Source organism: Paenibacillus sp. VCA1 (assembly GCF_031583795.1).
Lineage (GTDB): Bacteria > Bacillota > Bacilli > Paenibacillales > Paenibacillaceae > Paenibacillus_AQ > Paenibacillus_AQ albilobatus.
The window spans coordinates 259,374-271,578 of record NZ_JAVLSX010000007.1 but is presented as its reverse complement, the minus strand read 5'-3'; the positions used below and the strand labels follow the sequence as shown (position 1 = coordinate 271,578).

The 12,205-nt window shown below is 44.9% G+C and carries 7 protein-coding genes; all 7 read left to right on the top strand.

The genetic code is table 11. The annotated features are described in order from the left end of the window. Positions 1–275 precede the first annotated feature (275 nt). The 7 genes from RJP21_RS17895 (at position 276) to RJP21_RS17865 (ending at position 11,855) form a co-directional block, all read left to right on the top strand. Entirely contained in the window at positions 276–3,248 is a 2,973-nt protein-coding gene (locus RJP21_RS17895) for an NPCBM/NEW2 domain-containing protein (protein WP_310860484.1), read from the top strand. Between the two features lie 507 nt (positions 3,249–3,755). Further along, positions 3,756–4,508 (top strand): basic secretory protein-like protein, encoded by a 753-nt coding sequence (locus RJP21_RS17890; RefSeq protein WP_310860483.1) that lies wholly within the window; start codon positions 3,756–3,758, stop codon positions 4,506–4,508. Between the two features lie 287 nt (positions 4,509–4,795). After that, a complete protein-coding gene (locus RJP21_RS17885) occupies positions 4,796–6,565 on the top strand; it encodes a sensor histidine kinase (protein ID WP_310860482.1) in 1,770 nt (589 codons plus the stop codon). Beyond that, the gene (locus RJP21_RS17880; protein WP_310860481.1) at positions 6,543–8,177 is read left to right on the top strand and encodes a response regulator transcription factor; all 1,635 of its coding nucleotides are present in this window, start codon (positions 6,543–6,545) and stop codon (positions 8,175–8,177) included. Before RJP21_RS17885 ends, RJP21_RS17880 begins: the two co-directional genes overlap by 23 nt. 109 nt (positions 8,178–8,286) lie before the next feature. Continuing rightward, a complete protein-coding gene (locus tag RJP21_RS17875) occupies positions 8,287–10,002 on the top strand; it encodes an extracellular solute-binding protein (protein WP_310860480.1) in 1,716 nt (571 codons plus the stop codon). 46 nt (positions 10,003–10,048) lie between these two features. Continuing rightward, on the top strand, positions 10,049–10,948 hold the full coding sequence (locus RJP21_RS17870) for an ABC transporter permease (protein WP_310860479.1): 900 nt from the start codon (positions 10,049–10,051) through the stop codon (positions 10,946–10,948). Between the two features lie 22 nt (positions 10,949–10,970). Beyond that, positions 10,971–11,855 (top strand): carbohydrate ABC transporter permease, encoded by an 885-nt coding sequence (locus RJP21_RS17865; protein WP_310860478.1) that lies wholly within the window; start codon positions 10,971–10,973, stop codon positions 11,853–11,855. Positions 11,856–12,205: the final 350 nt, after the last annotated feature.

Below are 12,205 nucleotides of genomic sequence, written 5' to 3'. Positions count from 1 at the left end.
TGGGAGCGTTTTCCTCCTAATATTGAAAAGAAGGTGGAGAATCACGCCAAAAAAATAACAGGTTCCGGAGGGCATAGGGCATCCAAAGTGTTCAGTTTTCAAAGTTTACCGGGCATCAAGTCGATGTTTTTGTATTCCATCCCTAAAGATTGGCTCTGATTTTTCTTTCCGCATATATCCTTTCAGAGAAGAAAGGAGGATTGGTCTGTTCTTATACCGACTGTTGCAATAGGCAATCCGGACGAGAATAAAATAAAGAAGGGATGATATGTTTAATGAATCACCCATGGTTTCAAAAGTCGTTGGCAACGCTTTTGTTTTTGTTTACGCTGGTCATTGGTTTGTTAGGGTTCAATTATTCGCAAGCCTATGCACTTGACAATGGACTTGCACAAACGCCTCCGATGGGCTGGAATGGCTGGAACGCCTTTCATTGTGACGTTAATGCCGATCTCGTGAAGGAAACGGCTAAAAAGATGGTTGATTCCGGGATGAAAGAAGCGGGCTATCAATACGTCAACATCGATGATTGTTGGATGCTTAGTCAACGCGATGAAAACGGCAATTTAGTTCCCAATCCGGAAAAGTTTCCAAATGGGATAAAGGAAGTCGCCGATTATGTTCACTCTCTCGGTCTGAAAATTGGTATTTACGCAAGCGCAGGTAACAAGACTTGTGCCAATTATCCGGGGAGTCTCAATTATGAAAAGAAAGATGCCCAAAGTTTTGCCGAGTGGGGAATCGACTATTTAAAGTATGATAATTGTGGCGACCCTGAGGGTCGACCGGTACAGGAACGTTATGAGAAGATGCGCGATGCGCTTGCGGATACAGGACGGGACATTGTTTTCAGTATGAGCGTTGGAGGAGCCGATGATCCGTGGTTATGGGGCAAGCAGGTGGGCAATCTGTGGCGGACCATCGGCGATATTAGTGATTCGTATCTAAGGATGTTAGTCGTTTTCCTTAAGAATGTTGAACTGTATCCGTATGCCGGTCCGGGCTATTGGAATGATGCTGATATGTTGGAAATCGGTAACGGGGGCATGAGTCTAGAAGAATATCGTACTGAATTTAGTCTTTGGTCCATAATGGCTTCGCCATTACTCGCGGGTACCGATTTACTGAATGCTCCCCAAGAAATTATGGATATTTACACCAATCGAGAAGTGATTGCGGTGAATCAGGATCCAATCGGTATACAAGGACATCCCATCAAGCAGCAAAACGACGGTAGTATGGTATTGTTGAAACCGATGGCCAATGGGGACAAAGCCGTGGTGTTCTTCAACTCAAGCGATGCTGCGCTAAATGTGGAGATAAGTCTTAGTCAATTAGGCATACCATTCTCTGTCGACATGAAAACCTATACGGTTCGGAATCTTTGGACACATGAAACGGCAACGACCACAGACAAAATCAGTGCTTCTGTCCCGTCTCACGGAATTATGATGTATCGCATCAGCCCGGAAACGAGAAATGAGGTTTCGGCTGAGGGATTTAAGCGCATGATCAATAATGACGGTAAAGAGGTTTGGGTGAAAGCGCTTACTGATGGCAGTAGATTGATTACATTGGTCAACCGCACTAGTGCAAAGACAACAATCAGTGCTGAACCGGAACAATTAGGTTTCAAACATGCTTCGGCTTATATGGCTGAAGACTATTGGACTGGCCAAATCATGAGTTATGCCAGCAAAATTGTCTCCGATGTTGAACCATTTTCAGCGGTCACCTACCGTGTCACTCCGGGAACACCGAACGAGGCGCCTGCCGCTGTTAGTATATCGTTTGACGGTCCTTCCATTATAGCCCCAGGTGAAACCAAAACGATTGTAACAACGATGACCAATTATGGAAGAGTGGCTGTCCGTAACGTGGATCTCAATCTAAATGTACCGAAAGGATGGAAAGCAACCCCTGATTCGGACACCAAATTTCAAACCATTTCACCGGAAGATAAATACAATTCCGTTAAGGTGAGTTGGAAGGTGACGGCGCCTCAAGACGCTGGGGCTGGCTGGAGTCATCTTACAGCGGATGCCAAGTTCAATTCTGTTGGGGGAATTCAGGCGCAAGTACGATCAGGATTTTCCATACAAGTCCCATCTGCCCTTCCGATAGAAGATACATTTCTGAGCGACATGCAATTTTTCGGCAACGTTTCAAACGGCTGGGGTCCGGCTGAAAGGGATACAAGTGTCGGTGGGAACTATCAAGGTGATGGCAACATGATCACTCTGAACGGTAAAGGGTATGAAAAAGGATTGGGTGTCCATGCCTACTCTAAAGTTTCATTTTATATTGGTAAAAACTTTTCAAGGTTTATTTCTGATATTGGACTAGACGGTGAAACTCAGGGGGGGGCTGTCATCTTTCAAGTGTGGGGAGACGGGAAAAAGCTCTATGATAGCGGTGTAATGAAAGATAACGCGGATGTCCAACATGTCAATGTTGATGTTTCCGATGTCGATGTTCTTACGTTGGAAGTAACAGACGGTGGCATCGGCAATGGAGCGGATCATGCTGATTGGGCTGGAGCTAAGTTGTTGAAAGAATTGTTAATAGATGACATCAAGATCAACGGGGAATCCTTCTCAAGTTTTGATCACGTAACCAAAGATTACAACATGACATTCTTGGAAGGCACGATATCGGATGTACCCACGGTGGAAGTCATTCCGGCCAATAACGATGTCAAGGTAGATATTTCACCGGCTGAACAACTTCCGGGTACCACCGTGATTACCGTCACCTCGGCAGATGGATCAGTGACGAAAACATATAAGATTCATTTTAACATCACTCCACAATTGTATTTAAGCGAACTTCCGTGGATTTATGCGACAACTGGCTGGGGAACGATTCATCGAGATGCTAGTGTCGGAGGGAACCCGATTAAATTGTTAACTGATTCGGGCGTTGTCACCTATGATAAAGGAATTGGAACGCATGCGAATTCAGAAATCATTTACGACATTGCCGGGAAAGGGTATGATCGCTTTCAAAGCTACGTAGGCCTTGATCAGGAATCAAACAATAACGATAGCGGATCCGTAGATTTTCAAGTATGGGCCGATGGTGAGAAATTGTTTGACAGCGGGACGATGAAAAGAGACACTCCGGCCAAGTTTGTTGATGTTGATGTTCGTGGAAAGAAACAACTAAAGTTAGTCGTTACCGATGCCGGCGATGGAATTGGCAACGATCACGGCGATTGGGCGGATGCCAAGTTTATTGCAATGTGACAGCCAGTTCCGCAGATATGAGAAGTGAGAATGAACTTTGAGATTGCTAAGGAGCCCCTGCGCCAGTTTCTCTGGAGCCGGGGCTTAACTATTCGTTTTATACTGAAAATCGATTTGTAATCTAGTCGGGCAAGATACATGAATCAAATCCTGAATAATATTTAAGAATGCATAATCACCAAACTACACTCACGGACGTAAAAATTCGTCATCATAATATCAATAATCGTCAGTGGAGGATTGTGTCTGTTTAACTTATAATCGGTTTTATAAAGCAGCTTACGGGATTCTGTTGGTTGCTTTATTACAGGATGATAGGATTGTCAGTACAACGTGATTGGTGAGCATAAGAAATTAACATACAAAGGAAGGAGGGAAATCGTTTTTTTTAAAGTTAACATGTTTTCATGCTGATTAAAGATCATACCGCTTAAAGGTACAGCCATCTCGGAATCTTATATTCTATCTATCAAATCTAAATAATAGAATTAGGAGGATCGATCTTTCATGAAAAAATTGTTGAGTAGTGTCGTCTGTGCAGGTATTCTTTTAAGTACTTTAGGTGGTACCCCTATTGTTTCGGCAAATGAAAGCGCTATTAATTCTCATGTTGTTGATTCTGGTGGACAATATGAAAAACGCGGCTATACCTTAGAAGTGATTAATGACGTGGATAATCCAGCAATGAATCCTATTATTAGTGATTTTGTTGATCTATATTTTGATGTCTATCCAAAATTGTTGTCCAAGTATGCTGCCGACCCAAAAACTGCAACCAAAAAAGTGATTTTAAAATTCGATCCTACATACGATGGAGTAGCCTATGCAGATAATGGGATGATTGTTGTAAGCTCTGAATGGATCCTGAATCATCCATGGGATTTAGGGCTATTTACACATGAGTTAACTCACATTGTACAAGCGTATCCAAGGTACGACGATGAGACATGGTGGATTACAGAAGGAATCGCAGATTATGTTAGATATGTATACGGACCTCACCATGAAGATTGGAAATTTACCGATCCCAAAGAAACGGATAATTATAATGGCGGTTATGGAGTAACTGCACGCTTTCTGTTATGGATCGAACAAAACAAGAATAATAAAGTAGTAGATATTTTAAACAAACAAATGCAACAGGATACGTTCAATATCAATGATTTTAAAGAAATAACAGGTCAATCCGTTGAAGATTTGTGGGCGGAATATATTAAAAATCCTTATGTGAAAACCAAATATAAAATTAAATCGGAGTAAAGAAAGAACCTGTCATTAATCAAAAATAAAATAATCTTAAAATAGCAGAGAAGCTTGGAATGTCAATCGGGTAACAGGCTAATGGAGTCAACGGGATATAGGATTAATGTAAAAACAGGCTGCCGGCTGAATCGGCAGCCTATCATATTAAAATGGGTCATAATAAATCGAAACTAGTTATTGACGAAAGATGGTTCGGGTAGACTTATAATGGGTTAATAAGGCAGCTTACGGGATTCCGTCGGTTGCTTTATTTCTTTCATGGGATATTAGGAGGTAGGGAATAAATGCATCTGCGGCAATCATCTATTTATCTCAACCTGGTATTAGCTTTTTTATTGTCGATTATTCCAATGTATACCTTAAGTCTATACATCAACATGTCAGGTGCGGCAAGCGTCCGTCAGGAAATTACGAATTCGATGCAATCCCGGGTTCATTTCTACTTATCCTCGTATGAAGCCGAACTGAGTCGGGTGACCAAATCCATGCGGGAATTCATTAACGACGGCGAATTGTCTACTTTAAGCAATTTGTACCCGAATATCCCCACTTTTGAACGATTTAAAATGTTGAATCGGTTGGAGAGCAAGCTCTTTCTCTTGAATAATTCTAGCCAGTATATTTCAAATTCGAAGTTGTACATCCCCTCGATGGGAATCACGATTCATGGGAGCGGCTATGACGAGGCGGCCATTCCGGCTAAAGAAATAGGCGAGATTCGCGCTATGCAATATAAAACGCTGTCGCCTTTCACTATGCTGGACGATCGCCTCTTCATGGGCAGCTTATTCCCCTTAGGTTTGACCGCAGCGCAGGCGCCGACTTCGATCATTAAGGTTGAGATTTATTTGAAAAGCTTGAGAGACGTGCTTAAGCAAATTCCCAATTCAGCGGAAGGGGGGGCCGTATTATTTGCGAGAGAGCAAGATTGGTATATCACTTCCACCCAAGAAGCCCGGGAAGCTGCACTTATTCAAACCTTGAAGAAGCTATGGGAGAATCAATCTGGCGATCATAAAACGGGAAGCGAACGTCTCAAGATTGACAATCAGTTCTACCTCGTCACGTTCGAACCATCCGAGATGCTGGATGCAACCCTGCTCGTGTATGTGCCCGAGAAACAAATTCTCGATCCCCTTAGTCATTATTTCGTGATGCTGTTAGTGCTGTCCATATTATCAGTAGCGGTCATCATCATTTTCTCTTATTGGATTTATCGGATGATCCATAAGCCTTTGCATTCGCTTGTATCCGCTTTTCGCCTCGTGGAGAGCGGCAATATGGACGTTTCGATTCCCTACAAGACGGCCTTTGAATTTGGTTACCTGTATCGGCAGTTCAATACGATGATGAGCCGACTGAACACGTTGATCCAGGAAGTGTACGAACAAAAGATTCATAGCCAGCGCGCGGAGCTGAAGCAGCTGCAGTCGCAAATCAACCCGCACTTTTTGTATAACAGCTTTTTTGTCCTGAAGCGCATGATAGCGTCGGATGACAATAAAAACGCCATTCGCTTTGTTGAACACCTCGGAAACTATTTTCAATATATTACGAGAAATGCGGATGATGAGGTAATGCTGGAAGTGGAGTGGTTACACGCCCGTACTTATGCGGATATCCAGTTGGCCCGTTTCCGCAAGAGACTGCAAACCGATTTTGCCGGTATGCCGTGCACGTATGCTTCTCTGAATGTACCAAGGCTTATCATTCAGCCACTTCTGGAGAACGCCTACCAGTACGGACTGCAGAACAAGATTACGAACGGAATCATACGTGTTTCTTTTGAGGTAAAGACGGAACTGATTTGTATTGCTGTTGAGGACAATGGAGAAGAATTGACTGACGAGCAATTGAATATGCTTGAAGCCAAACTGAATTCTCATCATGAACATATGGAAACGACGGGATTAATCAATGTGCATCGGCGTCTGCAATTGAAGTTCGGGACCGATGCCGGTGTCCTTGTTAAGCGCAGCTGCCTTGGTGGGTTGCGAACCGAGATATGCATTCCGATTAGGGAGGTACCGAATGTATCGATTGTTGATCATTGATGATGAAGATGTGATTGTGGACGGGATGGCCGATCTGTTTCAAGAGCAGGTAGACATGGAGCTGGAGGTGTATCGTGCCTACAATGTGCTGGAGGCGATCGATTGGCTCAAGCAAACGAAGATTGACATTGTTCTGTCCGATATTCAGATGCCTGGAATAACCGGACTCCAACTGCAGCAGCGAATTATGGAGCTTTGGCCGCGTTGCAAAGTCATTTTCCTGACAGGCTATAACGAATTTACCTTTATCCACGAAGCGATGCGAAACGGATCGTTCGATTTCGTGCTTAAAACGGAGACCGACGAAACTATTATCGGATCTGTCAAGAAAGCAATCGCGAAGCTGGACGAAGAGATGGTCATGCATAGCACGCTTCAGAAAACGACGCTTTTGCTGCAGCGGGCGCTGCCTTATATTCAGAAAGATTACCTCCGCGATATCCTTCAAGGAGAATCCTATGCGCTAGGCAACCGTCACAGTCAGTTTACTCAGCTGTCCATTTCACTCGACCCTTCCAAACCCGTTCTTCTAGTTGTAGGCCGCGTAGATGAATGGCGGGAGGGCCTAAGCACATTCGACCGGGCCTTAATCATATATGCGGTGCAAAATATTTCAGAAGAATTGCTAGGGGTTTCGACTCGTGTCGCTTTCACGGATTACGAACGCTTTCGCATGGTTTGGTTGATTCAACCGAAATCCGATGCTGAAGATTCGTGGGATCAAATCCTCAGGTTTGTGCAAGGTACATTGGAGCAAATTCAACATACAAGCAGGCAATTGCTCAAGATCAAACTGTCCATTATCGTATGCAGCAAGCCTTGCGGCTGGGAGGAGCTGCCTATCCGTTATATAACGATTAAACGTTTATTCGGATATGGGCTTGGCTTGGGTCAAGAGTTATTATTGACCGACCAAGCTTACGGCACGGATCACGACCGTTTCGAACCAGTAAAAAGTCCCTTACAGACCCATTTATGGATCGACTTAAAAAATGATTTGGAAGCCGGACGGCGTGAGGCCTTCTTGGCTGCATTTGATGGGATAACCGCTTTGCTTGCTGCCCAGGATGAGCAGACCGAGAAAGCCAGAACCGAGTGGTACTACATGCTAGTCGTCATTTACATCTCCATTCTGAATTACAACTCTGTTCTCCGCCTGGCTGCCGAACAGATGGACCTGGATAAGCTGACGATGATGCAAGCCCATAAGACATGGAGCTCGGCGTTTGATTATTTGCGAGAATTAGCAGAGTTGATTTTTAACCATCGATCGGAGGGACAGACGAACTCCGAGAACGACGTCATCACGAAAATCAAGAAATATATACATGAGTATGTGAACGGAGACCTTTCCTTGACTCGTTTAAGCGATTTCGTGTCGCTCAACCCATCATACTTGTCGAGATTGTACAAGCATCATACAGGGGAGTCGGTTACAGAGACGATCAAACAAGTCAGGCTGCAGAAGTCCAAGGAGCTCCTTAGAAATCCCGACATTCGGATGAGCGACATTTCGGAGCGTGTCGGGTTTCTGTCCGAACGGTCCTTTTACCGGTTCTTCAAATCGATCACCAAACTTACACCGCAGGAATATCGCGAACTGCAGAAGTAAATATTGGTGACAACAAGTATTGATGCGTCAGTAGATAGCGCACAAATCATCCTCCTATAATACAGAGGAAGGGAGTAACACCACACTATGCGATGAGGGGGAAGTTGGTTTGAATAGACGGAAGGTTGTCTTTACGGCTATGGCTTGCTTCATGGGTGTCGCCCTGCTAACTACGGCATGCAGCAATTCAGGCAATCAAACAGCAAGCAGTCAGTCCCTTGACGGCGACAAGAGCACACCGGCGACAGCAGATGCTGCGGGGCCATTCGGGAAATACGAGACTCCAATTGATGTTCATGCGGTACGCGGGATTAATGGAAGTTATAAATTTCCGCAAGGAGAGGATATCGGCAATAACCTCTGGACAAGGACTTACAAGGACGAGCTCGGCATCAATCTGATCTATGATTGGGTTGCAGACAATTCCGGCGGGAGCGAAAGCGCATACAACAAGAAGTTGAACCTCATGATCGCTTCCGGCGAGCTGCCGGATATTGTGGCCGTGAACTCCAAACAGTTCAAGCAGCTGGCGGAGGACGGCCAGTTAGCCGATCTTACAGAAGTGTTTGAGAATTACGCATCCCCCTACTTGAAGGATGTAGCCAAGCAGGATGAGGGTATGGCTATGACCTCCGCTACGATCGATGGAAAGCTTTTGGGGATACCCGGATTTAATGGGAACATTACAGATGCTAACGTTCTTTGGATTCGTTCGGACTGGATGAAGAAGTTAAACTTGCCTGACCCCAAAAACATGCAGGATGTATTCAATATCATGGAAGCGTTCGCTACCAAGGATCCGAATGGTGATGGCGGCAAAGGCGTTATAGGATTGGCAGCAAACAAGAACATTTATGATGGTTTTGCCGATTTGGAGAGTTTCTTCAATGCATATCATGCTAATCCGAACGGGACATGGATCAAGGATGGTTCTGGCCAGTTGGCGTATGGGGCGATTCAGCCGGAAATGAAGCCTGCCCTTGCGAAGCTGCAGGAGCTGTACAAATCCGGATTGATCGATAAGGAATTCGGGGCGAAGGACGCGGCCAAGGAGGCGGAATTGCTCGGACAGAATAAACTTGGCATTACCTTCGGGGCGAACTCCAATCCTTTCTATCCATTCGATGATGCGCGCAAGCTGAATCCGGATATGGATTGGAAAGCGTATCCGATCCCTTCAATCGATGATAAACCGGCTCGTCCTTCCGTAGGCTTTCCAATCGGCACCTACTACGTTGTAAAGAAAAATTTCAAGCATCCCGAAGTTATAGTCAAGTTGTTTAACGCGAACTTCGAGAAGTTTTACGGGAAAACGGGTGATTGGAACAAATGGAGCGTGACGCAGGACCCGGTGACGAAGGAACGACTGGAAGCGTTCAAGTGGCCGTTCGTCTATGGCTTCCCGCCCAATAAGGATGTACCCGGACGTTACGAGGCATTAAAAAAAGCTGTAGCATCCAGTGATCCGTCAGCATTAAACGGTGAGCAACAAGCGGACTACGAAGCTTATCAAGCGTTCAAGAACGGCGATCAATCGAAGTGGTCGACGGTACGACAAGCAGGTCCGACAGACTCTTCATTCGCCGTTCTGAATTATTACAAGGAGAATGACCTGTTGTATACCAATGAATATCGCACTAGCTTGCAGACCCCAACGATGACGCTCAAATGGTCGACACTGCTCAATTTAGAGAAAGAAATGATCACGAAGATCATCGTTGGTGCGCCGCTAGATGAATTCGACAAATTCGTGGAAAATTGGAAAAAATCAGGCGGCGACCAAATTACGAAAGAAGTAAACGAGTGGGCTTCAACCTCCAAATAATAGAAGGACCAAAATCTTTATTATACACCGGACGGTGGGATGACAGATGAAAACGGGCAAATGGCGCCGCGAGATACCTTTGCATTTACTGGTATTTCCCAGCTTAGTTATTGTATTGATCTATTGTTATATTCCTATGTTCGGCAATGTTATTGCATTTCAGGATTTCAAACCGATCAAAGGGTTTATGGGCTCGGAGTGGACCGGGCTCACCAATCTGCAATACGTCCTGGAAATGCCGAACACGTACCGTATTATCTGGAATACCGTCTACATTGCTACGATGAAAATTATAATGGGCAATGTCGTACCGATCGTCATCGCTCTTCTGTTGAATGAAATCCGTAAGACGGTTGTGAAGCGCAGCATTCAAACTTTAATCTATTTTCCTTATTTCCTATCGTGGGTCATTCTCGCCGGCATCCTTATCGATGTCCTCTCTCTACAGCACGGCATCGTCAATCAAACACTCGGATGGTTCGGCATCCAACCGATATACTTCCTCGGCGATAACCGTTGGTTTCCCATCACGCTCGTTCTGACGGATACGTGGAAGGAATTCGGCTTCAACACAATCGTATTCCTGGCCGCGTTGACAGGCATTAATCCGTCTCTTTATGAAGCGGCCACCATAGACGGCGCAAACCGCTGGAAGCAAACCCTCCATATTACGCTGCCGGGGATGATCCCGATTGTTGTGCTAATGGCCACGCTCAGCCTGGGCAACGTGTTGAATGCGGGCTTCGACCAAGTGTTTAACTTATACAGTCCTCAAGTCTACGAAAGCGGAGATATTCTGGATACATTGATTTACCGCATCGGTGTCTCAGATGCTCAATATGGCCCGGCAACCGCTATTGGATTACTGAAATCATTCGTTTCCTTTCTGCTGATCTCGGTATCCTATTGGCTGGCGTACCGGTTTGCGAATTACCGAATCTTTTAACTGGAATAGGGGGATTAACACAATGATTCAACGCGCCTCGGTAACGCGGAGCCTGTTCAATCTTTGCAATCATATATTTTTGATCACGCTCTCGCTGCTCTGCATCCTTCCCGTTATCCAGGTCATTGCCGTCTCATTCAGCTCCAGCAGCGCTGCAGCGGCCGGGCTAGTCAAGCTGTGGCCGGTTGAATTCTCACTGAAATCATATGAATTTATTTTGAAGAAGAAAGATTTTCTGGGCTCATTCCTGATTTCCATTCAGCGGGTAATATTGGGTACTGGTATTAGTATGTTTTTAACCGTAACGCTCGGATACGCGCTTTCCAAAGAAACGAAGGATTTCCGGATGAGGACCGTTTATGCCTGGTATTTTGTAATTACGATCTTATTCAGCGGCGGTTTAATTCCATGGTATTTGACGATCAAATACACGCATTTATTGGATACGATTTGGGCGCTAGTCATTCCAGGGGCGGTAACGGTGTTTAATGTCATTCTGCTGCTCAATTTTTTTCGGGGACTGCCCAAGGAGCTGGAGGAATCGAGCTTCATTGATGGAGGAAGTCATTGGATAACGCTTTGGAAAATATATCTCCCGCTGTCTCTGCCCGCTATTGCGACGGTCACGCTGTTCACAATCGTTGGGCACTGGAATTCCTGGTTCGATGGCCTCATGCTCATGAATTCGCCAAGTCATTACCCGCTCGCCACTTATTTGCAGACGGCTATCATTCAACAGGATTTCTCCAACATGCGCGCAGAGGATGTTAAAACCTTGTCAGAGATCTCGGATCGGACTACACGTGCGGCACAAATTTTTATAGGCGCATTGCCGATCATGGCTGTTTATCCGTTTTTGCAAAAATATTTCATGACCGGGCTGGTAATGGGAAGCGTGAAGGAATAAGGCAGGGACATGCTGATTTGGGCGCCAACCTGCATATCGTGATAAGCGAGAGACGTGTCTGGAGTCTTTGGTCGTTGTGAATGATCAATCCAGACACGTCTTTCGTCTATTTAAACAAAACCCGTTACTTCATTCTTAGTTTCCCGGGTTATCTTTGTTGTTGCTTCCGATCGATTCTTCTATTAATACCGTCGGGATTTATGCTACGATATTATGCACAGAAGCTAATATGGCATATAAAGGGAAATAGTGATTTATCATACATTTTTAGGGTTGACGAATCGAGTATTTTTGAAAGCGGATACATACCAGACAAATAGATTGAAGGAAACTTGGGTCACCTTTATAAA